This window comes from Allobosea sp. BE125 (assembly GCF_031456075.1).
GTDB lineage: Bacteria > Pseudomonadota > Alphaproteobacteria > Rhizobiales > Beijerinckiaceae > Allobosea.
Window position 1 is genome coordinate 403,980 of sequence record NZ_JAVDTY010000005.1, and the last position, 24,765, is coordinate 428,744.

Here is a 24,765-nt window from a genome sequence, read left to right on the forward strand (position 1 = left end):
CTTGGCGCAGATCGTGCCCCGCACGATCGAGACGGAAGCCGAGCGTCAGCGCCTGGAGATCGAACGCCAGACGGCCCCGCCGCGCCAAAGCGGCCCCGGCGTCATGGCGCCGCCACCCCTGCCGAAGCTGAGCTTTCCCGCGGGCGGGACGACGATCGTCCTGAAGCGCATCGACTTCGACAAATCCACCTTCCTGAGCGAGGCGGAGCTCGATGCCTTGCGCGCCCGCTATCTCGGCCGCAAGGTCGATCTGGCCGAGATCGGGAAGCTCGTCCAGGAGGTCAACGATCTCTACGCCGAAAAGGGGCAGGTCACCGCCAGCGCCATCCTGCCGCCGCAGAAGCTCGATGGCGGTGTGCTCAAGGTCGGGCTCATCGAGGGCCGTGTCGGCAAGGTCAACGTCACCGGCGCGGTTCAAACCTGGCCGTGGTATCTCCAGTCGCAGATATCCACCGTTCCGCAGAGCGTGGTCGATACGCCGACGCTGAACCGCCAGGTTTCGATCTTCAACCGCCTCAACGAGGTGCAGTTGCGGGCTCAGTTGCGGGCCGGCGGCGAGTTCGGCCTGACCGATATCGAATTGGCGGCAACCGAGCCGCCGCGCAACGTCGCCCAGATCTCCTATGACAACCAGGCGGTGAAATCGACCGGCCGCTATCAGGGCGTGCTGTTCCTGAAGCATCACGGCCTGCTCGGGCTCGACGACAGGCTGGTCTTCTACGGTTCGCGTTCTCGCGGCAGCATCCTCGGCAGCGGCAGCTACAGCATTCCGGTCTCGCCCTTCGGCACGCGGCTGAGCATCAGCTATACGCGCTCGGCCTTCCACATCGTCACTGGAGCGATCAAGGAGTTGCGACCCGAGGGCATCTCGGAAAGCCGCGCGCTCAACCTCTCTCAGCCCATTTTCGCGACCGATGCGGTGCTGCTGCAGGCCGTCGCGAGCATCGGCGGCGGGATCAGCAGCAGCAAGCAGGTCGACATCACGACGGCGCATAGCAGCAACACCAAGGCATCCGGCGGCCTTTCGCTCACCGTGACGCTGCCGGGCTTGATGCATACGACCTCTCCGACGCTCTCCCGGATCGATTTCGAAGACAAGATCGGCCAGGCCAAGCGCAATCTGACGCTCTGGACCGGCAACACCTCGACGATCGCGCGCCTGAACGACGATATCTACGCTTCGCTCATCGGCGCGTGGCAATACACGAATGACAAGCAGCTTCCCGGCGACCAGATCTTCCAGATCGGCGGCCCGACCACGGTGCGCGGCTATCCAATCGGCGCCGCCTTCGGCGATTCGGGGTTTTACGGCCAGGCCGAGCTGCATTACGTACTGCCCGAGCCGCTGAAGACCCTCGACGCCTTCGTCTTCCTCGATCACGGCATCACTTATGGGACAGTGCCTACGAGCATGCGCGCGACCTCCGTCGGCGCCGGCCTCGCCTGGCGGCCGACCGATTGGGCGACGCTGGAAGGCGGCATCGCGCGCCCGCTGGAGCGGGTCTCGGTGGCGCAGCGCGATCACGAGCTCTATTTCCGACTAACCTTGCGAAAAAACATCTAAATCAGTAACTTAGATCGTGACTACGAGCCGCCGCCGACGTCACGCTCCAAGGCCGTCACGAGAACCCGTCCCGTCTCTCCAGGATAAGAGCCGCACCATGGCGCCATTGCCCCTCTTTTACACGAGCATCGTCGTACTCGATCGCAATATCCACCGCGATGCGCGGATCGCTCCGGCGGAGCGGGGCTATGCCTTCGCAGCCGGCAGCCATGTCGTGCCGGCGCTGATGGCGGAGTTCGTGCTCGGCTGCCGCGACATGCCGATCCTGTTCCTGGAAGAGGCCGGCAGCGTCTCGCCCTTGTTCATGGTCGGGATGCGCAGCGGCGAGAACGATTTCGTCGAGGCCGGCGGGCGCTGGAACGGCGTGCATGCGCCGGCCTATCTGCGCCGCTACCCGTTCATCGGCGGCGAGGTTTCGCAGGAGCAGCAGGTGATCTGCCTCGATGGCAGTTATGCCGGACTGCAGGACCAGGCCGGCGAGCGCCTTTTCAACGAAGCCGGCGAGCCCAGCGAAATGCTGCAGCGCGCCGTCACCTTCGTCGGCGAATATGCCGATGCGGCCAAGGCGACAGGCGTCTTCACCGCCGAGCTGAAAGCGCTCGACCTGTTCCAGACGGTCAATATCGATATCCGCTCGCCCACAGGCCTGAGTTCGAGCTTCAGCGGCTTCCTCGCCGTCAGCGAGGAGCGCTTCAACGCCTTGCCGGACGACGTTCTGGCCGATCTGCGCCGCAAGGGCTATCTCGCGCCGATCTACGCCCATCTGATCAGCCTGGGGAATTTCGGCGCGCTCGGCGATCGCGCAGGAGCCCGCGCCACAGCTGCGGCGGCCGCGGAAGCCGCCTGACCGCCGCGCGCGTCAGGCCGGAGCCAGCGCGTCCTCGACCAGGACGCAGCGTACCACGCGCCCCTCGCCCAGCGTCACGACCGGCGGCAAGGCGGCGTGGCAGCGCTCCTCAGCGTGCTTGCAGCGCGGCGCGAAGGAGCAGGAGGCTGGCGGCTCGTTCAGGGCGGGCGGCGCGCCGGGGATAGCCTCCAGCCGCTCGCCCTTCCTGGCGCCGTGCAAATTCGCAGCGAGCAAACCCTTGGTATAGGGGTGCTGCGGATCGCGGAGCAGTTCGCGCACCGTGCCGGTCTCGACGATCTGGCCGGCATACATCACCGCGAGCCGGTCCGAGACCTCGACCGCGACACCGATGTCGTGGGTCACGAAGATCACGCCCATGCCGAGGTCGCGCTGGAGCTGGCGCAGCAGCAGCAGGATCTGGATCTGCACGGTAGCGTCGAGCGCCGTCGTCGGCTCGTCGGCCAGCAGCAGCTTGGGACGAGCCGCGAGCGCGAGCGCGATCATGGCGCGCTGGCGCATGCCGCCCGACATCTCATGCGGATAAGCCTTGAGCCGCCGCTCCGGCGAGGGAATACGGACGAGCTCGAGCAGTTCGAGCGCGCGCGCCATCGCGGCTTTCCTGCCGATCTTCTCATGCCGGACGATCGCCTCGGCGATCTGCTCGCCGACCGTATAGACCGGGTCCAGCGCCAGCATCGGGTCCTGAAAGATCATCGAGGTGACGCGGCCACGATAATCGGAGAGGTCCTGCGGGTTCAGCGCCAGCACGTCGCGGCCATCGACCTGGACCGTGCCGCCGATATCGGTGCGGTTCTCGGGCAGGAGCCGCAACAGCGTCTTCAGCGTGACGCTCTTGCCCGAGCCGGATTCGCCGAGGATGCCGAGCACCTTGCCGGGCTCCAGCGTCAGCGAGACGCCGTTGACGGCATGGACGTTCTGCGCGCCGCGGAAGCGGACGGTGAGGTTCTCGATAGCGACGAGAGGCTGGGCGACGAGCGGGGCGGTCACGCAGCCTCCTCCAGCTTGGGCGCGCGGCTATGGCCGGAGCCGGCGACCTCCATATGGCATGCGACCTGCCGCGTGCCCTCGCCCGCTGTTGCGAGCACGGGCTTGACCTTGGCGCAGACGGTCTGGGCCTGCGGGCAGCGCGGATGGAAGCGGCACCCGTCGGGCGGGTTGATCGGGTTGGGCGGATCGCCGGCGAGCGGCGCCTCCATCGTCCGGTTGTCCGGGTCCATCGAGGGCATCGCCGAGAGCAGCGCGCGGGTATAGGGATGGCGCGGATCGTCATAGAGCTCGTCGACCGGACCGATCTCTACCACCTCGCCGAGATACATCACCATGACGCGGTCGCTGATGAAGCGGACGACGTTGAGGTCGTGCGAGATGAAGATGTAGGTCAGGCCGAATTCCTGGCGCAGATCCATCAGCAGGTTCAGCACCTGCGCCTCGACCGATTTGTCGAGCGCCGAGACCGCCTCGTCGAGGATGACGAGGCGCGGGCCCAGTGCGAGCGCACGCGCGATGTTGACGCGCTGGCGCTGCCCGCCGGACAGCTCATGAGGGTAGCGCGCGGCAAAGCGTGCGGGATCGAGCCCGACGCGAACCAGGAGATCGCGGGCGCGCAGGATCGCTGCCTGCTTCGAGACGCCATGCACCGTCGGCCCGAAGGCGATCGAATCCTCGATGGTCAGGCGCGGATTGAGCGAAGCGTAGCTGTCCTGGAAGACCATCTGGGCCTGGCGACGATATTCCTTCAGGCTGAGCGAGAGCCCGCCGACGATCTCGCCGTCGAACAGCATCTCACCCTTGTCCTGCGCGATGAGCTGCATCACCACGCGCGCCGTCGTCGATTTGCCGCAGCCGGATTCGCCGACGACGCCGAGCGTCTCGCCCTTGAGCACGGCGAAATCGACGCCATCGACCGCGCGCACCACCGCGCCGCGGCCAAGCGGGAAATGCTTGGTCAGGGTGCGCGCCTCGAGCAGCGGGGTTCCGGCGCCGCCGCGGTCGCGTTCGTCCAGGGTCGGGTTCTCAGCCATGATCAGCCCTTTACATCCATCGCCGAGCGCAAGCCGTCCGAGAGCAGGTTGAACGAGATCGAGGTGATGAAGATCGCCGCACCCGGCAGGGCGGCTACCCAGGGCTGGACGTAGATCGCGGTGCGCAGCGTGTTCAGCATCAGCCCCCATTCCGGCGTCGGCGGCTTGGTGCCAAGCCCCAGGAACGACAGGCCCGAGGCCAGGATCATCGAGACCGAGATCAGGCTGGTCGCATAGACGAAGATCGGCCCCAGCACATTGCCGAGCACATGCACGCGGATGATCGTGAAGGCTCCGGCGCCGCTGGCGCGCGCCGCCTCGACATAGTCCATGCCACGCACCTGCGTCGTCACGCTCTCGGCGATGCGCGCGATCGGCGGGATGAAGACGATGGTCAGCGACAGCAGCGAATTGGCGATGCCGGCCCCCATGGCGCCCGACAGCGCGATCGCCAGCAGCACCGAGGGGAAGGCGTAGAACACATCGACCGTGCGCATGGTGATGGTGTTGAACTTGCCGCCGAAGAAGCCGGCCGCGACGCCGATCAGCGAGCCGAAGACAAAAGCGATGAAGACCGGCACCACGCCCATGAAGAGCGAGAGCCTGGCGCCGAAGATCAAGCGCGAGAGCATATCGCGGCCAAGCTCGTCGGCGCCGAGCGGATAGCCCGGCGTGCCGATCGGGCGCAGCCGCCGCAGCATCGAGGAGCGCGTCGGATCGGCCGGCGCGATATAATCGGCGAAGATCGCCATCAGGATGATCAACAGGACGACGATGCCGGCGCCGACCGCGACCTTGTCGGTCTTGAAGCGCCTGAAGACGCCGGCCCAATAGCCCGGCGATTTGGCGAGCGGGGCAACGACGGGAGTGGCGGCCTCGGTGAGCGTGGTCATCTCAGCGCCTCCGCACGCGCGGATCGAGCAGCCCTTGCAGGATGTCGACGAGCAGGTTCAGGCCCACGAAGAACATCGCGAGCACCAGGATCGTGCCCTGCAGCAGCGGCAGATCCCGCTGGAAGATGGCATTGCCGAGCAGGAACCCGGTGCCCGGCCAGGAGAACACGGTCTCGATCAGGATCGAGCCGCCGAGCAGATAGCCGAGCTGGAGCCCCATCACGGCGAGCGCAGTGGGGGCTGCATTCTTCACGACATGCTTGAACACGCCGAAATCCATCAGCCCCTTGGCGCGAAGGGCTGGGACGAATTCCTGGTTCAGGATGTCGGCGACCAGCGCGCGCACGGTGCGGGCGATGATGCCCATCGGGATCACCGACATCGTGATGGCGGGCAGGATCATGTAGCTGACATGCTCCCAATCCCAGATCCAGGCGGCCGAACCGCCCGGCCCCGCCCCGCCCGGCGGCAGCCAGCCGAGCTGCACCGAAAACACGATCACCATCACCATGCCGAGCCAGTAATGCGGCACGGAGACGCCGAGCACCGCCAGCATCGAAGCGAACTTGTCGAGGAAGGAGCCGCGGAAATAGCCCGCGACGAAGCCGAAGAACGAGCCGAGCAGAAAGCCGATCACCGTCGCCAGCACCGCGATCAGCAGCGTGTTGCCGACCGCGCGCCAGACCTCGGCTGCAACCGGGCGGCCCGTGGCGATCGAGGTGCCGAGATCGCCCTGCAGCGCCTTCAGCAACCAGAGGCCGAACTGAATCGGCAGCGGCCGGTCGAAACCGTAGATCTTGCGCAACTCGTCCTGCATCGCCTGCGAGGCGTCCGGGGGCAGCACCGCAGTCAGCGGATCGCCGGGCGCGATATGAACCAGCAGGAAGCAGAACACGCTGACGCCGAACGCGACCGGGAGGACATAGAGGATGCGCTTGGCGAGATAGCTCAGCATGGGGTTGCCATCATCACTCCAGATGCGCGGCGAGGCCCGCGTGTCATGGTCGGGCCTGACCCGACCATCTCGGAAACCAGTGCCTTTCTGTCACGAGATTCTCGGGTCTGCGCTTCGCTACGCCCGAGAATGACGACGATCGCGGGCGCAGCCATCACATCACCTCACTTCGTCATCGAGATCGGCGAGAAGTCCTGGAACCAGTTCTGGGCCTGAACGAAGCCCTTCACCTTGGGGCTCAAGGCGCGCGGGTTGACGTCATGCGTCACCATCAGGAACAGCGCCTCATCGACATATTTCTCATGGATCTTCTGCAGCACCTTGGTTTGCTCGGCCGGATCGAAGGTGTTGCGGACCTGCTCGAAGAGCTTGTCCATCTCGGGGTCGCAGTAATAGCCCCAGTTGGTGCCAGCCGGCGGCTGCAGATTGCACTGCAGATGCCGAATCAGGCCGGTGAAGGGATCCTGGATGAAATATGTGTAGTTCATGCCCGTCGCCTGGCGCGACGATTCATGCTTGGCGCCGGCGCGCCAGATGTTGATCAGCGTGTTCCATTCGACGACTTCGAAATCGATCTTGATCCCGACCTCGGCGAGGTTCTGCTGGACGAACTCGTTCATCGGCAGAGGCTGCATCTGGCCGGAACCGGAGGGCGCGATCAGGATCTTGGTCTGCACCGGCTTGGCGGGCGAATAGCCAGCCTCGGCGAGCAGCTTCTTGGCGGCCTCGGGATCGTATTTCAGCTTGAAGCTGGGATTGCCGAACCATTGATGGCCGGGCGGATAGAAGCCCTCGGCCGGGATCATCATGCCGCCGAGCAATTCCTTCAGCCCCTCGCGGTCGACGGCCAGATTGGCCGCCTTGCGGACGCGAATATCGTTCCAGGGCGAGCCTTCGGCGCGGGAGAGGTGCCAGGTCCAGTTATGCGGATAGGCATTGGTGACGATCTGGAAGCCGGCGCTCTTGAGCGAGGGCACGAGATCGGGCGACGGCGCCTCGATCCAGTCGACCTGCCCCGCCCTCAAGGCGGCGGCGCGGGCGTTGGGCTCGGGCAGCGGCAGCAGCACGAGCTTGTCGAGCTTGGGCACGCGCGCCTTCTCCCAATAGCCGGGGAACGGCGAAAGCTCGGCGCGCTCGCGCGGCTGGAAGGCGGTGAGCTGCCAGGGGCCGGTGCCCGAAGGCGTCTTGGCGAAAGCGTCCCAGCTCTTGCCGAGCTTCTCCCACTGCGCCGGCGAGGACATCATGATCCAGGCGATCTGATAGGGCAGCGTCGCGTCCGGCGTCTTGGTGACGATCTCGACCTTGTATTTGTCGATCACCTTGTAGGTGCCGACGGCCGGGATGCGCGAGCGGCCCTGCGCGGCCTGGCGCTGGTCGAATTGCGGTGCGTCGTTCTTCAGGAGCTTGTCGAGGTTCCAGACGACGGCGTCGGCGGTGAACTCCGAGCCGTCATGGAACTTCACGCCCTCGCGCAGCACGAAGGTCCATTTCGTCTTGTCGGCGGGATCGGTGGTCCAGCTCGTGGCAAGGCCGGGCACGAGATCCGAGGCCTTGTCGGCCTTGCTCAGGTCCCAATTGATCAGCCCGTCATAGACCGTATAGCCCATGAAGCGCATGCCCTCGCCGCCCTGGTCGGTCTGGCCGGTGGTGAGCGGGATGTCGGAGGCGGTCATGCCGATCCGCAGCGTGCCCTGGGCGGAAGCCGATTGCGCCGCGAGCAGGAGCCCCGCGGCAAAAGACAAGGCGAGAGCGGAACGGATCATCAGCTAACTCCGAAATGGATGATTTCGAAGAAGCCTGAGCAAAGGCTGTGCCAGTGCGGCGCGGCGGAGCAACGCCATGCACCGCCGTGATCTTTGCCGAGGCAACCGTCGCGCAATGATGCGCCTAAAAGGAAGGCAGTCAGACCTGCCGTTAAAATAGGCAGCGGCTGAACCTAATGGAAATCCCGCGATTTCGGCAGGATACGGACATTGCGCGGATGGCGGCCGCGCGGAATTTGCGGGGGCATAAATTCATCGGTCAGCGTCGAGGCGCTCTCGACGCGATGCGTGTCCGAGAGCCTCAGCAGGTCGGCCGTACGGTCGATCACGCGCTGCGCCATCAGATGCGTCACGCCCTCCGGGCTTTTCTGCACCCGGCCCTCGACCAGCAGCAGCCGCGCGCCCATGACCTCGCGGCGAAAGCGTTCGAACAGCCGCGCCCAGAGCACGACATTGGTGATGCCGGTCTCATCCTCCAGCGTGATGAAGACCGCATTGCCGTTGCCCGGGCGCTGGCGCACCAGCACGACGCCGGCTGTGCGCGCCCAGGCGGCGTCCGGCTTCGCCTCGGTCTGCGCACAGCTCAGCACGCCCTCCCGCCTGAAGAGCGGCCGCAGCATGCCCATCGGATGGCCCTTCAGCGAGAGGCGCGCCGTCTGGTAGTCGGTGACGATGTGCTCGGGCAACGGCATGACGGGCAGCGCCATGGCGGGCTCTTCGCCCAATTCATGCGCCTGCACTGCGGCGAACAGGGGAAGCGCCTCGTCATCTGGCAAGCGGCGCACGGCCCAGAGCGCCTCGCGCCGGTCGAGTCCGAGCGAGCGGAAGGCATCGGCATCGGCGAGCAGGCGCATCGCGCGGGCCGGCAACCTGGCGCGACGGGCAAGGCTTTCAACATCGGCATAGCCTTCGCCGCGTGCCTTGGCGATGCGCAGTCCCCATTCCTCCTGGAAGCCGTCGATCTGGCGCAGGCCGAGGCGAAGGGCGAAGGTGTGAGGGGCAATCGGCAATAGGCAGTCGGCAGTCGGGAACGACATCGATTTCGTTTCTTTCGACTGCCGACTGCCTATTGCCGACTGCCGCTCCACCGCATTGTCCCAGACACTGAAGTTCACATCGATGGCGCGCGCCTCCACGCCGCCATTCTCCTGCGCCTCGCGGACGATCTGCGCCGGGGCGTAAAACCCCATCGGCTGCGAATTCAACAGCGCGCAGGCGAAGATCGCCGGATGGTGGCATTTCAGCCAGGAGGAAATGTAGACCAGCTTGGCGAAGGAGGCGGCGTGGCTCTCGGGAAAGCCGTAACTGCCGAAGCCCTTGATCTGGTCGAAGCAGCGCTGGGCGAAATCGCGCTCATAGCCGCGCGCCACCATGCGCCCGACCATCATCTCCTCGAACTGGCCGATCGTGCCGAGATTGCGGAAGGTCGCCATGGCGCGGCGCAGGCGATTGGCCTCGGGATCGGTGAATTTCGCCGCCACCATGGCGAGCTTCATCGCCTGCTCCTGAAAGAGCGGCACGCCGCAGGTCTTCTTGAGCACCTCGACGAGTTCGTCGGGCGGGCCGTGTTCGGGCGACGGCGAAGGATAGGTCACTTCCTCCACCTTGGCGCGTCGCTTGAGATAGGGGTGGACCATGTTGCCCTGGATCGGGCCCGGCCGAACGATCGCGACCTGGATGACGAGATCGTAGAAGACGCGCGGCTGCAGACGCGGCAGCATGTTCATCTGCGCCCGGCTTTCGACCTGGAAGACGCCGAGCGACTTGCCCTCGCAGAGCATGTCGTAGGTCGCTTCATCATCGTTGGGGACATCGGCCAGCCCCAAATCCTTACCCTCATGCTCGCGCAGCAGGTCGAAGGATTTTCCGATGCAGGTCAGCATGCCGAGCGCCAGCACATCGACCTTCATCAGGCGCAGCGCGTCGATGTCGTCCTTGTCCCATTCGATGAAGGTGCGGTCGTCCATCGCGGCATTGCCGATCGGCACCATCTCGTCGAGGCGGCCGCGCGCCAGCACGAAGCCGCCGACATGCTGCGAGAGATGGCGCGGGAAGCCGAGCAGCCTGAGCGCGAAGCCGACTGCGCGCAGGATCGTCGGGTTCGTCGGATCGAGCCCGGCCTGGCGGACATGGTTGGCGCCGATCTCGGTGCCCCAGCTACCCCATTGCGTGTCGGCGAGCCGGGCGGTGACGTCCTCGGTCAGGCCCAGTGCCTTGCCGACATCGCGGATGGCGCTGCGCGGCCGGTAACGGATCACAGTCGCGGCGATGCCGGCGCGGTGGCGGCCGTATTTCCCGTAGATCCACTGGATCACCTCCTCGCGCCGCTCATGCTCGAAATCGACGTCGATATCGGGCGGCTCGCGCCGCTCCTCGGAGATGAAACGGGCAAAGAGCACGTCGTTCTCGGCCGGATCGACCGCCGTGATGCCGAGCACATAGCAGACGGCGGAATTGGCAGCCGAGCCTCGGCCCTGGCAGAGGATGCCCTCACCATCGGCGAATTCGACGATCTGGCGGATGGTGAGGAAATAGCGGGCGTATTCGAGCTTCCCGATCAAGACGAGCTCCTGGTCGAGCAGCGCCTGCACCTTCGCGGGCACGCCATCGGGATAACGCATCTGCGAGCGCTTGCGGACCAGCTCCGTAAGCCAGCCCTGCGCCGTCCAGCCCGGCGGCACCGGCTCGTCGGGATATTCATAGGTGAGCTCGCCCAGGTCGAACTCGATGCGGCCGAGCAGATGGCCGGTCTCCGCGATCGCATCGGGCGCATCGCGGAAAAGCCGCGCCATCTCCTGCCCGGCCTTGAGATGGCGCTCGGCATTGGCCTCGAGCAAGCGGCCCGCCTGGTCGATGGCGACGCCCTCGCGGATGCAGGTCAGCAGATCCTGCAGATCGCGCTGCTCGGGGGCGTCGTAGAGCACGTCATTAGTGGCCAGCAGCGGCGTGCGGGTCGCGGCCGCAATCGACTTCAACCGGGCGAGGCGGCGGCGATCGTCGCCCTTGCGATGCATGCTGGCCGCCAGCCAGACCGCGCCGGGCGCGGCCTCGTCCAGGCGGGCGAGAAGCGCGGGCAGAGCGTCATGGCGCTTGCCCGGCATGACGATGAGCAGCAGGTCGCGCGCATCCGAGAGCAGATCGTCGAGATGCAGGATGCAGACACCCTTCCGCGCCCTCAGATTGCCCTGGCTGAGCAGGCGGCAGAGCCTCCCCCAGCCGGCGCGATTGGCGGGGTAGACGACGATGTCGGGCGTGTCGTCGGCAAAGACGAGCCGGCTGCCGACCGCGAGCTTGAAGGCCCGGGCCATACTCTGGAGCTGTGGTTCGGTGAAGGCCAGATCGGCGAAGGTCGGGTTCTCGACCCAGATAAATTCGCCCGGGCTGCCGCCTTCGCGGATCTTCTCGGGCTCCGGCAAACCATGCTCGCGCAGATAGGCAAGAGCGCTGAAGGCGCGCACCACACCCGCGACCGTGTTGCGGTCGGCAATGCCGATGCCGGCATGGCCGAGCAGCAGGGCGCTGAGTACCAGATTGGGCCCGGGCGAGGCACCGTGCAGGAAGGAAAAGTTCGTTGCGGCAACGAGTTCGGCGTAAGTGCTCAGAGGTTGATTCATGCCAGGTTTCTCACGCGAAAAGCCCGTGCAGGAACCAGCGCGGCATCTCGTTTTCGCGCTCATAGAGCCCGGCGCGGAAGAGCCAGAAGCGGCGCCCTTGCGCATCCTCGACACGGTAATAGTCGCGCGCCGGCTCGGCTGGCCCGTCGCGCCACCATTCCGGCGCGATGCGCTCGGGTCCCTCGGCGCGGGCGATCTCGTGCAGCACGCGCCGCCAGCGAAAGCGCAAGGGTGGCCCGTCCGGCACCTCGGCCAAGGTCTCGATCGGCTGCGGCGGCTCGAAGAGCTGGAGCGGGCGCGTCGGCGGCTCATCGGGCTCGGGCATGGGCCAGGCGATCGGTGACGCGGGGGTGGCGACCGGAACCGCCCTCGCCTCGCGGCGCGGGTCATGCGTGTCCCGCGCGGCAAAACGCAGCACACGGTCGCGGCCGAAACGGGTGACCAGACGGTCGAGGAGCTCGGCCACCGCCTCGTCCTCGACGGCGCGCCCGTCCAGGCTGGGCTGATGCGTGTTCAGCGGCTCGCAGACCGGGATGGCGAGGCGGACCGCGTCGAAGCCGAAGCCCGGGTCAAGCGGGTCCGCCAGCGTGTCGATGCGTTCGCGGTAGAGCCTGAGGATGGCCTTAGTGTCGCGCGAGGGACGGCCGGTCTCGATACCCAACCGCCTGACCGCGCCATCCGTGCGGAAGAGGCTGACCTCGAAGGCGCGCCCGCCCTCGCCGCGCTCTTCGAGCAGGCGGGCAGCCTCCGCGATCAGCTGCGTCACCACCGTCTCCAGCCCCTGCATGTCCAGCAGAGGCTCGGCGAAGTGCCGCTCGGCCATGCATGCCGGCGCCGGGCGCAGCGGCGTGATCCGGGCATCCTCCCGGCCCAGCGTGCGCCTGAGCCGGACCGCCAGATCCTCGCCGAAACGGGCGGACAGGACCATGGAGGGCCGCTCGGCCAGGTCCCCCACCGATTTCAGCCCGGCCCGGGACAAGGCGATGACGGTCTCGGCGCCGATCTCCAATGCCGCCACCGGCAACGGGCGGATCATGGCCTCGTCCTCGCCCGGCGGCACGATGCCGCCCGCGCCGAAGCGGGAGAGCGCATGCGCCGCCTCCGGCGTCCCGGCGATCGCGCTGCGCTGATGGAGCCCGCCTGCCCGCAACCGCTCAGTGAGCAGCGCCCGCAGCGCCGCCTCGCCACCGAAGAGATGGGCGCAGCCGGTGATGTCGAGCAGCAGGCCATGAGGCGGGTCGAGCGCGACCAGCGGCGTGAAACGGTCGCAGAAGGCGGCCAGCCGCTCGATCAGGCGCTGATCGACCTGCGGCTCGGCCTCGACCACGATGAGGTCCGGAATCCGGGCGCGCGCATCGGCGAGCGTCAGCCCGCGCGTGAGCCCGAGCCTGACGGCGTTCTGGTCGCAATCGACCAGCCGGAGCGCGTTGCGCACCGTCTCGACCACGACCAGCGGCGGCTCACCCCGCCCGCCGGAAGCCGGGACCCCGCGCTCCCTCCTCAGCCGGTCCGTCGGCAGGAAAGGGAACCAGAGGGCGAGATAGCGGCGCGACATCCTGTGTTCTTCCCTGGTTGCCGGCTGTCTCATGGAAGGCAGGTCTTGCATGGAAGGCAGGGTTTGCCTGGAAGGCAGCTCTCTCGTGGAAAGATTGTCGGTCACGGTCCCACTCCACACGCCACTCACGCTCACCCAGGCCGCCGCGATCGCGCAGCAGCCGGAGGCTGAAAGCCGGATCGCCCGGCGCATTGGCCTCCAGGGCTCGCGACGGCAAAGCGCGCACCAGCCAACGGGTCCGGGCGGCGCTGGCATCCTGCCGGGCGCTCGCACGCAGCAGCACCGTCGTGACGCCGGACGCCTCCGCCGCCAGCGCCAATCGCCGGCTCGCTGTCAGATCGAACAGGCGCGGCTCGCCCCAGGGTTCGATCAGCACCGCCCCCAGCGCCGAACAGCGCGCGGCCTCCGCGCCGGCCCGCAGCACGTCCTGCGCATCGCGCGCCCGCACCAGAAGGATGCGCGCAGGGTCGAGACCGAGCTCGGCCAGCCCCGGCGGGTGCAAACGCCCGGTCTCGGCATCGAGAACATCCTGCCTGACCCAGAGGACCTGGCGCATCTGCGCCGCCCGGATCGTCAGCCCCACGGCGAAACCCGTCGCCGCAGCGAGGTCCGCCGTTCCCGGCGCATAAACCTCATGCAGCGCCGCGCGCGCGATGCCTCCGCCCAGCGGCTCATCAAGAGCAGGCACGCCGAAGCTCACACGCCCGACCGCAGCCGGCGCGGTGCGCAGCGCCGCTTCGGCAAGGCTGCGCCGCAGATCGGCCAGGGCGAGAGGGGCGGGTTTCGGGTTCATCGGGATACGTGTTCTCTCTTTGTTCTTATATAGAACGTGCTCCGCGCGAAGGCGAGTCGCTTGAGCGAGAGGCTGAAGATCGTCCGAAATTCCTCAGCCCTCATCCTGAGGCTCCCGAACCTCCTGGAACATCCTTCGAGACGCCGTTTCGCGACTTCTCAGGATGAGGGCTTAACTCAAAATCGCCCCTTGGGTCCTGCCGCCTGCCCTTTGAGCCGCAGCCGTCACGGCTTCGGGGCAAGCTAATTCTTGGGGGCAAGCGAGTTCGGGTTGAAGGCTCCGCCGAAGGGTGAGGGATTGCTCGACGGTGGCAGCGCGGCCGGAGGCGCAGGCTGGGCCGGCGGCGCCAGCGAATTCGGATTGAACGCGCCGCCGAAGGGGGACGGGTTGTTGGAGGGTGACGGTATTGCCGGCTGCGCCGGGGCCTGCTGCTGAATGCGGTTGCGCTGCTCCTGCATCAGCCTTTCCTGCACTTGCTGCTTCTCCTGCAGGATCGCGGCGCGGCAAACATTCGCGTCGACGCGGCTTGCCGACCAGGTGATGAAGCCCGTCACGCCGAGGAGCAGAACGAAGACCGCGCCCGGATGCGTCAGCAGGCGCGAGAGCGGGTTGGCGTAGAGCCGGGACTGGCCGGCCTTGCCGCTGCGCAGAAGCTCCTGGCGGCGGGTATGGGCCTCGCTGACCATAGCCCCGACCAGCGTCACCGCGATGATGATGACGGCAAGCGCCGAGAGCGAAGGGTCGGTGCCGAGCCTGACCTTCGAGGCCAGCGCCGTGGTGAAGGTGTTGCCGGAGAGGATGGTGAAGACGGTGGTGTTGTAGTTCTCGAATGAGGCCAGGAAGGTGATGAAGGCGGCCGAGCCCAGCGCCGGCTTCATGAAGGGCAGCAGGATCTTGCGGAAGGCCTGGCCCGGCGTCGCGCCGAGATCGAGCGCGGCTTCCGTCAGCGTCGGGTCGAAGCGCTGAAGCCGGGCGTTGAGGACCAGCATGGCATAGGAGGCGATGAAGGCGACCTGCCCGAGCAGCGTCAGGAAGAAGCCGTTGTAGAAGACCGTATCGTAGCTGGCTCCCACCCCGCGCCCGACAAAACTCCAGAAGACGATGGTCGAGATGCCGAGCACGACGCCGGGGATCAGGATCGGCGTGATCAGCACGGCGTAGAGCCCGGCCCGCAGGCGCGGGCCGATATCGGCAAGTGCGAGCGCACCCGCCAGCCCGAACGGCACCGCGATCGCGACCACCGCGACGCCGATCGCGAGGCTGGTCCACAGCCCGCTCATCAACCGCTCATTGCGCACCAGCACGCCGAACCAGTCGGTGGTGAAGCACTCCCACGGCACCACCCTGGGGAAGGCCGAGGAGTTGAAAGCCGTGATCACCATGATGATCAGCGGGCCGAACAAGAACAGGAAGAACAACAGCGCGTAGCTGAATGCGAAAAGGCCGCCGCCTGACCCACGCGTCATCGCCCGATCGCTCCGATCGAGACCTTGAAGACGCGCATCATCAGGAAGACGAAGGCGAGGCAGACGCCGAGCAGGATGGTGGCGTAGGCGGAACCGCGCTGCCAGTCGCCGGCATCGTTGAACCATTGATAGATGATCTGGGTGAACCAGAGGTTCGACGGGCCGCCGAGGATCTGCGGAGCCGCCAGCGCCCCCGCCGTCAGCATGAAGACCATGGTCGCGCCCGACGCGATGCCGGGCTTGGCGACCGGCAGCACCACGCGCCAATGCACCCGCCACCAGCTCGCGCCCATGTCGCGCGCCGCCTCGATCTGGTTGCGATCGAGCGTCTCGACCGCGTTGTAGATCGAGAACACCATCAGCAGCGTGTAGGTGTAGGCAAGCCCGGCATAGAGCGCGACATCGGCGCGGATGAAGTCGATCGGGCTCGACCACAGGCCCAACCCCTGGCCGACGCCGTTGATGACGCCTGTCGCGCCGAACAGGATGCGGAAGGCGAAGGCACGCAGGATGTCGTTGATCCAGAAGGGCACGATCAGGCCGATGACCATCATCCGCGCCGCGACGCCGGTGGCGGAATGGGCGAGGATGAAGGCGATCGGGTAGCAGATGACGATGTCGAGCAGGGTGACGATGACGGCGGCGATCAAGGTCTTGACCAGCACGCCGATGTCGAGCGTGTTCAGCGCACCATTGCCGAACAGGAAATAGCTGTAGTTCTTCAAGGTGTAGACATCGGCCGGGCCGCCGATCTCGGGGCGCGGCAGGTTGTGGCGCAGCGAGACGTCGAACATCGCCAATTGCGGCAGCACGATCAGGACCAGCACCCAGAACAGCACCGCCCCACCGATGAAGACCGCGACGCCCAGGCCGTGCCGATCGGCGATCGTGCTCCAGAGTTGACGAAGCGCTGCCATGGCCTCAGCCGCTCCGCGACGGATCGGCGGGAAGAACGGTCGCATGCTCCGCGCGAAACCAGACGCTGGTCGCGCCGTCAGCTGCGAGCGTCGGCCCGGAGGCATCGGCATTCATGCGGTAAAGCCTGAGATCGAGCCCGTTGGCGCTGAGGTAGAGCGTGCGGATCGAGCCCTCGAACTCCTCGTTGACGCGCCTGGCGGCGATCGCATTCGTCGCGGGAGCCGTCTCAGTAAGGGCGAGCTGCTCGGGCCTGACGAACAATGTGCAACGCTCGCCGGCCTGATAGTCGCGCCCGCCCGCCGACTGCCCGGTGAGCGGGCCGAGCGCAGTGTCGAGCGTCACCAATGCGCCTTGCTGGCTCATGACGGCGCCGGGAATTGCATTGGTCTCACCGACGAATGAGGCGACGAAGGGGGTTTTGGGCCGGTTGTAGATCGTTTGCGGATCGCCGACCTGCTCGACCACGCCGGCATTCATCACCGCGACCTGATCCGACATGGTCAGGGCCTCGCCCTGGTCATGAGTGATGTAGATGAAGGTCAGGCCGACGCGCTGCTGGATGGCGCGCAGTTCGGTGCGCATATGCTGGCGCAGCTTGAGGTCGAGCGCCGAGAGCGGCTCGTCGAGCAGCAGGATGTCGGGCTCGGCAGCGAGCGCGCGGGCGATCGCGACACGCTGGCGCTGTCCGCCCGAGAGCTCATGCACCTTCTTGTCGCCGGTGCCGGGCAGCGCGATCATCTCGAGCAGCTCATCGGCGCGCCTGCGGCGGTCTTTACGCCCGACACCACGCACCTCGAGCGGAAAGGCGATGTTCTCGGCGACCGAGAGCAGCGGAAACAGCGCGAGATTCTGGAATATCAGCGCGGTCGGCCGCTTGTTGGGGCCGACATTCCTCATATCCTTGCCGCCGATCAGCACGCGGCCCTCGCTCGGCTGGACGAAGCCCGAAATGCAGCGCAGCAAGGTCGTCTTGCCGCAGCCCGACGGCCCGAGGAACGAAAAGAATTCGCCGCCCTTGATCGAGAGATGGGCGTTCTCGACGGCCCTGTAGTTTCCGAAGCGGATCGATACGTGCTCGAGGACGACGTCCCTGGTGTTCATGCTGGTCCTGGATCGGAGGAGGCTTCGGACGGAGCGGCCTATTCGCCTGGTAAAATCACCGGTGTTTCACCGCGCCGTCATCCCGGACAAGCGGCGAAGCCGCGCCGATCCGGGATCCATTCCTGAACTGTTCCGGAATGGATCCCGGCTCTCCGCTTCGCTCCGGCCGGGATGACGGCGCAGTGATGGCAAAAGAAGTGCCTCAGGCGCTCATGAACTTGTTGGTGAATTCCGAGCGCTTGGAAGCATACCAGGGCGCCTCGGCCGGCCAGGGGTTCAGCTTGGCCAGCGAGTCGCCGGGATAGGCGTCGGCGAAGTTCTTGGCGTAGACCTCGCCGCCGAACTTGTCGGCGCCGACGACCGGCGAATTGTAGCCATGGGTCTTGATCGCCTCGCCTGCGAGCTTGGCGTCGTAGCAGGCGTCGATGAAGGCGTAGATCTGGTCGATGTTCTTGGCGCCGATCGGCAGGGAGAGGCCGTCGACCCAGGCCATCGCGCCCTCAACCGGTGCGCGATACATCACCGGCTCGCCGGCGGTCTTGAGCGCGATCGGCGGGCCGTCCCAGGTCTGGCCAACAATGACGCCCTCATTGAGCAGGCCGTTCTTTTGGGCGTCGGCATCGTTCCAGACCAGCTTGATGTTCTTCTTCTTCTTGATCGCGACCTCGGTCAGCTTGGTCCAGACCTCCGTCATCTTCTCGGGCGTCTTGTACGCCTCCCAGACCGAGCCCGGAGCCAGTTCGCCGCGACGCTCCATGCCCAGACCCAGGCCGAGGATCATCGAATGGCCGCGCCCCATCGTCTTGCCGGCATTGGCGTCGTCCCAGACGTCGTAATAGCTCGGCGCGGAGCCGGCGGGCGTGAACTTGTCGGTGCGCCAGGAGACACCTTCGGTGCCCCAGATATGCGGCAGCCAATGGCTGCCCTTGCCGGCGAAATTCCAATGCGTCTCGCCCAGCGCCATGGCCGGGTTCACCTTGTCGATCGCGACCTTCTTCATGTCGAAGGGCATCAAGAGGCCGAGATCCTTCCAGAGCGGGCTGCGATTGACCGTCGGGGTGACGATATCGAAGCCTTGCCCGTTCGACGCCTTCATCTTGTTGAGGATGTCGTCATTCGAGCCGATGCCGGTGAAGTTGACCTTGATCCCGGTCTTCTCGGTGAAGCCCTTGACGAAGCTCTCCGGCAGGTAGTCCGACCACATCATGATGTTGATCTCGCCCGAGGAGGCGAGAGCGCCGCGGCTGATGAGCGCCGGCATGGCGACGCCGGCCATGGCAGCGAGCTTGAGGACGTCACGGCGGGCGAAGGCGGTTCCAGGCTTGTTGGACATCGTGATCCCCTGTGATTGCGTTGCGCTGCGTCTGCTTCTGATCGGAAGCCGGCTTCAAACCGGCGCGCCCCTGGATTGTTATGGGGGAGAGGCAAGCAAGATTAGAGCCACAGGTCGAATTCTATGGGTCCAGCTTCCTCGACCGTAGACTTGCCGCGCGATTGCAACAGGCCGGCGACACTGCGCCCGGCTTCAAGCGTCGAAAGGCTTCGTGACCGGACCGCGACTGGAGAGATGCGTATAGGCCAGCGTCTGGTCGAGATGCCGCGCCCTCAGCGCGAGCAGCCTCTCCGCATAATGCAGCCTGACCGCGAAATGGGCGGGGTCGGAGGCGAGATCGCGCGTTTCGGCAGGGTCGTTCGTCAGGTCGAAGAGCAGCGGCGGCAAACCGGTGAAATGGACGTATTTATAGGCCTCGTCGCGAATGACGGAGAGGTTGCAGGCGTTGGAGCCGAGGCCGAAATGGCGCTCCGCCACGCCGTTCTCGATGTCGCGGAAATCGAACTCCCAGAACGCAGCCTCGCGCCAGGAGGCCGGTTCCTGCCCTGCCAGAAACGGCAGCAGCGAGCGCCCGTCCTGATGGTTCAAGGGCGCTTGATCGAGCCGCTCGGCCAATGTCGGCATGATGTCGGCAGCCGAGGTGAACTGCTCGACCCTGCGGCCGGCATGCGCGCCTTGGGCCGGATCGCGGATCACCAGTGGGATATGGTAGCTGCCTTCGAAGAAGCCGCCCTTGCCGAGCTGCCAGTGGTCACCGGCCATCTCGCCATGGTCGGAGCAGAACACGATGATGGTACGCTCCCATTCGCCGCTCGCCTGCAGCCCCTGCCATATCCGGCCGAGCTGGGCGTCGACCTCGGCGATCATGCCGAAATAGGTGGCGCGCAGCGTGGCGAGTTCCTCGGCGCTCCAGTCCTGGACGCGTCCGCTCGCGCCCTGAACGAAGCCGGATTGCGTGTTCTGCGCGATCTGGAAGGCAAGATAAGGGTGGAGTGCCGCCTCGGCTACGCGGTCGGGCGCGCGGACGAATTCCGGCCCGTCCTGCGCGGTGAACATCGTGTTGTAGGGCGCCGGCACGACGAAGGGCGGATGCGGCCTCAGGAAGGAGAGATGCGCGAACCAGGGCGCCTCCTGCTCGGAGCGCCAGCGCAGGAAAGCATCGGTCAGATAGGCGGTCTGGGTTTCGTCCCGGCCATAGGCCGGAGGCGCGTTGCCGACATCGGCTCCCTGCCCTGTCGGCGCATGCACGCCGCGATCGGTCGCGCTCTCATGCCCACGCGAGCGGAGCCAGGACAGCCAGGGCTTTTCGTGCTCGGGCAGCAATTCGCGCACGGAAAAGCCCGGCAGCACGCCCTCATAGGTCGTCAGATGCGGGTCTCCCGGCGGCAGGGTCCGGGGATCGAGCGAGACATCGGTGTAGCCGAACAGCGTCGGGTCATAGCCCGCCCTGCGCCCCAGCCGGGCGAGGTTGTCGAAGCGATCATCCAATGGCGAACCATTGCGGCAGACGCGATGATTCATCTGATAGAGGCCGGTATAGAGCGCCGCCCGCGCCGGCGAGCAGGGCGCAGCCCCGGCAAAATGCCGCGCGAACAGCACGCCCTCGGCTGCCAGCGCATCGACATTCGGCGTCCGCACGCAAGGATGGCCGACGGCCGAGAGACAGTCGCCGCGCCATTGGTCGGCGGTGATCAGGAGGAGGTTGGGCTTCATGCCGTCGCCATCTCTCAGCGGTCGTCCTCCAGCCGGTCGATCAGGGCCGGCAATTCGGCGACGGTGCCGATGACATAGTCCGCACCGGCCGCGATCAGCTTGGTGGCGACGCGTTCATGCAGCGCCTGACGCTGCACAGGCGAGAGCGCGGCGAGTTCGTCCGGCGTCAGGCCGGCCTCATTGCCCGACAGGGTCAAACCGACCGTGACGCAGCCCGCCTCGACGCCCTCGGCAATGCCGGGCTCGGTATCGTCGACCTTGATCACGGCCGAGGCGGGATGGACCATCAGATCGAGGAAGCATTTATACATCCCGATCGCGGTCGGCCGTCCCAGCGGCAGGTCGTCGGCGCAGACGAGATTGTCGGGCGCGTAGCCCTGTGCGGCGGCCAGCGGCAGCACGCGCTGCATGATCGAGCGGGTATAGCCGGTGGTCGAGCCGATCTTCATGCCCTTGGCGCGGATATGATTCGCGGTTTCGAGCGCGCCGGGCACGAGCGTGCAGTAATTGCTCACCACCTCCTCGTTGAGGGGGACGAAGAGCTTGTAGACGGCATCGATCGCGGCCTCGTCGGGCAGCGCGCCCTGCGCGACCCGCCAGCCTGCGGCGATATGGGGTTCTGCCAGCATCGCGGCGATATGTAAGCGCTTGGGCAGCCCCATCGGCTTGCGGGCATCGGGGATCGTCACCGCGACGCCGAATTTGGCGAAGGTGTCGACGAAAGCCCCCATCGGCGCAAATGAGCCGAAATCGATCATGGTGCCGGCCCAGTCGAACACCACCGCCTTGAATTTGGTCATGCCGAGATCACCCTTGCCGCCCATAGAGTTCGTCGATGGTTTCCTCGCCGATCCCGAAGGCCGTCGAGGCGCCGCAGCCGCTGGTGACGACGACGATACGGACGGAATCGGACGGCCTGTCGGTGAAGCGCCAGCGGCCATCGGCCGAGGCATAGGTGCCGATCCAGCGCTCGACGACCTCCCGGCCCGGCAGGTCGAGCACCGCGTCGAACTCGTCGAGGATGAGCCGGTCGACCCCTTCGGACCCGAATGGGTCGGGCGTCGTGGCATAATGATGGCTGTCGCCGACGACCAGCGAGCCGTCGGCCGACTGGGTCACGATCAGGTGGATGCCGTTTTGGCGATGGGCCGCCATCTCGGCGTCCAGGCGCCGCTTCAACGGCTCGGCCTCAGGCAATTCGGCATAGCCGGGATAGCGGCCGAGCCCGAGATCGGACATCACCGCTGTCCCCAGCGCAACTGGCGTGGCGGGCCGCACCCGCATCATCTGCAGCTTGCAGCGGGTCACGCCATAGGCAGCGATCCGCTCCGGAAACAGCGCCGTGAACTCGTCTCCGGGGCAGACGATCACGGCTTCAGCCTCGATGACGCCGCCATCGGCGGTGATCAGGCGCGGGGCCTCGACCGCGACGACGCTCGTGCCCCAGCGGAATTCGACGCCATGGCGCTCAGTGAGGAAGCGCGCGACCAGCGGCACCGCCTGGCGCGATTCCACGCGCACCTCATGGGGGCTGTACAAGGCGAAGCGCGCCGCCTCGGGCCTCAGGCAAGGCACATGCGAAAGCGCCTGCCCGGCGCTGAGGCGTTCGCAGCCCTCCCCCATCTCGCTCGCCAGGAAGGCCTCGATCACGGCCTCCGATTCCGGCAGGCGTGCGGCCAGGACGAGCCCGCGCTGGAGGATGTCGATCCCTGCGGCATCCGCGATCTCGACCCAGACGTCGCGGGCACGCCGGGCGAGAGTCCAGCAATCGCCGGCGCCCTGCCCCGTTACCGTGACGAAGCCGAAATTGCGCACCGAGGCGCCATTGGCCTGCGCATCGCGATCGATCACGACGACACGCTTGCCGCGCCTGGCGGCTGCCAAGGCATGGCCCAAGCCGACGATACCGGCGCCGACGATGGCGAGATCGAAGGTCGCCATCACGCCTCCCGATGGACCTGGAAGCCGGCGAAGGACTGGCTCACCGGCATGATCTCGAGGCTATTGACGTTGACATGCGCGGGCTGCGTCGCGATCCAGAAGATCGTCTCGGCGATGTCGTGCGGCTGCAGTGCATTGGCTCCGCCATAAAGCGCGTCATAGGCTTTCTGGTCGCCGCCATTGCGCACCAGAGTGAATTCGCTCTCGCACAGGCCGGGCTCGATCGAGGTCACGCGCACGCCCTTGCCGTGCAGGTCGGAGCGCAGCCCGAGCGAGAACTGCTGCACGAAGGCTTTCGTGGCGCCATAGACGTTGCCGCCGGAATAGGGCCAATTCGCCGCAACCGAGGCGATATTGACGATCGCGCCCTTGCGCTCGATCAGCCCCGGCAGCAGGTGATGCGTCAGCGACACGAGACCGGTGACATTGGTGCCGATCATCGTCTTCCAGTCGGAGAGCGCAGATTGTGGAGCCGGCTTGGTGCCGAGCGCAAGGCCGGCATTGTTGACCAGCACGTCGATGCCCTTGAAACCTTCAGGCAGGGCCGCGAGCGCCACCAGCGTCGCCGCCTCGTCGGTGATGTCGAAGGCGGCGCCATGGAAGGCCTCGCCGAGTTCGGCCTTCAGCGTGTCCAGCCGTTCAGCGCGCCGGCCCGTGCCGATGACCTGCCAGCCGGCCTGAACGAAGCGGCGCGCGGTCGCTGCTCCGAAGCCCGCCGTCGCACCCGAAATCAGAATCGTCTTGGCCATCGCCGTCCTCATGCGCCTTTCAAAGCTGATGCAGCTTTGCAGGAGGAACGCCCCCCGTGACAAGGCGATGACCACGCGCCTTCGGCGCTGGACCCAACGAATGTCACGCCTGGCTCTACGATCAGCCCTGCCCGCGCGGCTAAAGCAGCACGGCCCAGAGGCGAACGCATTCAGGAGACGGCCATGGACCAGCAGCCCCTCAACATGGACCATCACTGGCTCCCTTTCACCAACAACAAGCTGTTCCATGCCGAGCCGCAGCTCTTCGCCAAGGCCTCGGGCGTGCGCTACTGGACGCCGGAGGGCCGCGAGATCCTCGACGGCGCGTCGGGGCTGTTCTGCTGCGCCGCCGGCCACGGTCGGCGCGAAATCGCCGAGGCGGTGCACGCGCAATTGCTGGAGCTCGACTATTCCCCGCATTTCCAGCGCGCTGCGCCGATCTCCTTCGAGCTGGCCGAGCGGCTCTCCGGCATCCTGCCGAAGGGCCTCGACCGGGTGTTCTTCGGCTCGTCGGGCTCGGAAGCCGTCGATACCGCGATGAAGATCTGCCTCGCCTATCACCGCGCCAAGGGCGAGGCCCAGCGCACGCGCTTCGTCTCGCGCGCCTGGGCCTATCACGGCGTCAATCTCGGCGGCACCTCGCTTGCCGGCATGGTCGGCAACCGCCGCGAATTCTCCAGCGTGACCTGCGACGTCGTCCATATGCGCCATACCTGGAGCGACGAGCAGCGTTTTACCCGCGGCCAGCCCGATGACGGCGCCTGGCTCGCCGATGATCTCGAAGAGCTCTGCAAGACCTATGGCGGAGAGACGATCGCGGCCGTCTTCGTCGAGCCGATCGCCGGCTCGATCGGCACCATCGTACCGCCCAAGGGCTATCTCCAGCGTCTGCGCAGCATTGCCGACAAGCATGGCATCCTGCTGGTCTTCGACGAGGTCATCACCGGCTTCGGCCGCACCGGCGCGGCCTTCGCCTCGCAGGAATTCGGCGTGACGCCCGACGTCCTGACCATGGCCAAGGCGCTGACCAATGGCGCGATCCCGATGAGCGCGGTCGCGGTCAAGACCGAGATCCAGCAGGCCGTGATCGGCTCGATCAAGGCCGACCGGCCCGAACTGATGCATGGCTACACCTATTCCGCCCATCCGGTCGCCTGCGCGGCAGCGCTCGCCTCGCTGAACATCTACCGCGATGACGGCCTGTTCGCGCGCGGCCAGGCGATGTCCGATGCCTTCCTCGACGCCGTCTTCAGCCTGCGCAACCTGGCCCAGGTCCACGACCTGCGCGGCTACGGCATGATCTCGGGCATCCAGCTCACGCCCGGCAACGCGCCCGGCGAAAAGGGCTCGCTCGTGCAGCGTCTGCTGTTCAAGGAGGGGCTGCACGTCAAGGCGACCGGCGACGCGCTGATCTTCGCGCCGGCGCTGGTCACGACCGAGGACGAGATCGGCGCGATGACCGATATCCTGCGCAAGGTGCTGGGGCGCAGCGAGTTGATGGCGGCTTGAGGGGCGGAG

19 protein-coding genes are annotated in these 24,765 nt (G+C 66.5%); 3 read left to right on the top strand and 16 right to left on the bottom strand.

The annotated features are described in order from the left end of the window. Position 1 precedes the first annotated feature (1 nt). Entirely contained in the window at positions 2-1,564 is a 1,563-nt protein-coding gene (locus tag J2Y55_RS14670) for a ShlB/FhaC/HecB family hemolysin secretion/activation protein (RefSeq protein ID WP_310154287.1), read from the top strand. A gap of 97 nt (positions 1,565-1,661) precedes the next feature. Continuing rightward, positions 1,662-2,411, top strand: a complete 750-nt coding sequence (locus tag J2Y55_RS14675; protein WP_310154289.1) for a SapC family protein — start codon at positions 1,662-1,664, stop codon at positions 2,409-2,411. Positions 2,412-2,423: 12 nt separating this feature from the next. Here J2Y55_RS14675 and J2Y55_RS14680 read toward each other — a convergent pair whose 3' ends face one another. The 16 genes from J2Y55_RS14680 to J2Y55_RS14755 all read right to left on the bottom strand — a co-directional run bounded on the left by J2Y55_RS14680 (position 2,424) and on the right by J2Y55_RS14755 (position 23,247). Then, complete coding sequence (locus tag J2Y55_RS14680) at positions 2,424-3,419, bottom strand: ABC transporter ATP-binding protein (RefSeq protein WP_310154291.1); 996 nt, start codon at positions 3,417-3,419, stop codon at positions 2,424-2,426. Further along, positions 3,416-4,453: an ABC transporter ATP-binding protein gene (locus J2Y55_RS14685; RefSeq protein WP_310154293.1), complete on the bottom strand. Its 1,038-nt coding sequence runs from the start codon at positions 4,451-4,453 to the stop codon at positions 3,416-3,418. Before J2Y55_RS14685 ends, J2Y55_RS14680 begins: the two co-directional genes overlap by 4 nt. A gap of 2 nt (positions 4,454-4,455) precedes the next feature. Continuing rightward, positions 4,456-5,346 (bottom strand): ABC transporter permease, encoded by an 891-nt coding sequence (locus J2Y55_RS14690; RefSeq protein ID WP_310154295.1) that lies wholly within the window; start codon positions 5,344-5,346, stop codon positions 4,456-4,458. 1 nt (position 5,347) lies between these two features. Next, entirely contained in the window at positions 5,348-6,301 is a 954-nt protein-coding gene (locus J2Y55_RS14695) for an ABC transporter permease (protein ID WP_069691260.1), read from the bottom strand. Between the two features lie 164 nt (positions 6,302-6,465). Further along, a complete protein-coding gene (locus J2Y55_RS14700) occupies positions 6,466-8,064 on the bottom strand; it encodes an ABC transporter substrate-binding protein (protein WP_310154297.1) in 1,599 nt (532 codons plus the stop codon). Between the two features lie 173 nt (positions 8,065-8,237). Beyond that, on the bottom strand, positions 8,238-11,678 hold the full coding sequence (locus J2Y55_RS14705; RefSeq protein ID WP_310154299.1) for an error-prone DNA polymerase: 3,441 nt from the start codon (positions 11,676-11,678) through the stop codon (positions 8,238-8,240). 10 nt (positions 11,679-11,688) lie between these two features. Next, positions 11,689-13,233: a Y-family DNA polymerase gene (locus J2Y55_RS14710; RefSeq protein WP_310154301.1), complete on the bottom strand. Its 1,545-nt coding sequence runs from the start codon at positions 13,231-13,233 to the stop codon at positions 11,689-11,691. Next, a complete protein-coding gene (locus J2Y55_RS14715) occupies positions 13,139-14,026 on the bottom strand; it encodes an ImuA family protein (RefSeq protein WP_310154303.1) in 888 nt (295 codons plus the stop codon). The genes J2Y55_RS14710 and J2Y55_RS14715 overlap by 95 nt, the downstream gene beginning before the upstream one ends. Positions 14,027-14,268: 242 nt before the next feature. Continuing rightward, a complete protein-coding gene (locus J2Y55_RS14720) occupies positions 14,269-15,492 on the bottom strand; it encodes an ABC transporter permease (RefSeq protein WP_310154305.1) in 1,224 nt (407 codons plus the stop codon). After that, positions 15,489-16,409, bottom strand: a complete 921-nt coding sequence (locus J2Y55_RS14725; protein WP_310154306.1) for an ABC transporter permease — start codon at positions 16,407-16,409, stop codon at positions 15,489-15,491. The genes J2Y55_RS14720 and J2Y55_RS14725 overlap by 4 nt, the downstream gene beginning before the upstream one ends. Positions 16,410-16,413: 4 nt before the next feature. Next, on the bottom strand, positions 16,414-17,511 hold the full coding sequence (locus J2Y55_RS14730; RefSeq protein WP_310154308.1) for an ABC transporter ATP-binding protein: 1,098 nt from the start codon (positions 17,509-17,511) through the stop codon (positions 16,414-16,416). Between the two features lie 202 nt (positions 17,512-17,713). After that, positions 17,714-18,844 (bottom strand): extracellular solute-binding protein, encoded by a 1,131-nt coding sequence (locus tag J2Y55_RS14735; protein WP_310154311.1) that lies wholly within the window; start codon positions 18,842-18,844, stop codon positions 17,714-17,716. A gap of 192 nt (positions 18,845-19,036) precedes the next feature. Beyond that, positions 19,037-20,557, bottom strand: a complete 1,521-nt coding sequence (locus J2Y55_RS14740) for an alkaline phosphatase family protein (protein WP_310154313.1) — start codon at positions 20,555-20,557, stop codon at positions 19,037-19,039. A gap of 14 nt (positions 20,558-20,571) precedes the next feature. Beyond that, the gene (gene phnX / locus J2Y55_RS14745; protein ID WP_310154315.1) at positions 20,572-21,357 is read right to left on the bottom strand and encodes a phosphonoacetaldehyde hydrolase; all 786 of its coding nucleotides are present in this window, start codon (positions 21,355-21,357) and stop codon (positions 20,572-20,574) included. 7 nt (positions 21,358-21,364) lie between these two features. Then, a complete protein-coding gene (locus J2Y55_RS14750; RefSeq protein WP_310154317.1) occupies positions 21,365-22,498 on the bottom strand; it encodes a TIGR03364 family FAD-dependent oxidoreductase in 1,134 nt (377 codons plus the stop codon). Further along, a complete protein-coding gene (locus J2Y55_RS14755) occupies positions 22,498-23,247 on the bottom strand; it encodes an SDR family NAD(P)-dependent oxidoreductase (RefSeq protein WP_310154319.1) in 750 nt (249 codons plus the stop codon). The genes J2Y55_RS14750 and J2Y55_RS14755 overlap by 1 nt, the downstream gene beginning before the upstream one ends. 183 nt (positions 23,248-23,430) lie before the next feature. Here J2Y55_RS14755 and aptA point away from each other — a divergent pair, with 183 nt between their 5' ends. Beyond that, on the top strand, positions 23,431-24,756 hold the full coding sequence (gene aptA, locus J2Y55_RS14760) for an omega-aminotransferase AptA (protein WP_310154321.1): 1,326 nt from the start codon (positions 23,431-23,433) through the stop codon (positions 24,754-24,756). Positions 24,757-24,765: the final 9 nt, after the last annotated feature.